Here is a 463-nt window from a genome sequence, read left to right as displayed (position 1 = left end):
GCTGTACACGCCCGAAGACCGCGACCAGCTGATGTTCTACCGCGAGGACAAGCACGGCCAGGTGCTCCAGGAGGGCATCAACGAGCCGGGCGCGATGTCGAGCTTCATCGCCGCGGGCACGTCGTATTCCAACCACGCCGCGCCGACGATCCCGTTCTACATCTACTACTCGATGTTCGGCTTCCAGCGGATCGGCGATCTCGCCTGGGCCGCCGGCGACAGCCGCACGCGCGGGTTCATGCTCGGCGGCACCGCGGGCCGGACGACGCTCAACGGCGAGGGCCTGCAGCACGAGGACGGCCACTCGCATCTGGTCAGCGCGACGATCCCCAACTGCGTCTCCTACGACCCGACCTACGGGTACGAGCTGGCCGTGATCATCCGCGAGGGCCTGCGGCGGATGTTCACCGAGCAGGAGGACGTCTTCTACTACCTCACGCTGATGAACGAGAACTATCAGCAC

General features: G+C 65.9%; 1 pseudogene. It reads left to right on the top strand.

Features of this window, described 5'->3' with window-relative positions:
- Positions 1 to 463: pseudogene (aceE, locus tag JWJ90_RS22915) on the top strand (pyruvate dehydrogenase (acetyl-transferring), homodimeric type); the annotation flags it as partial.

The sequence above is a fragment of the Desulfobulbus rhabdoformis genome (assembly GCF_016919065.1).
In the GTDB taxonomy this organism is placed as follows: domain Bacteria; phylum Desulfobacterota; class Desulfobulbia; order Desulfobulbales; family Desulfobulbaceae; genus Desulfobulbus; species Desulfobulbus rhabdoformis.
The sequence above is the reverse complement of the archived record's forward strand: the minus strand, read 5'-3'. Positions and strand labels throughout refer to the sequence as shown.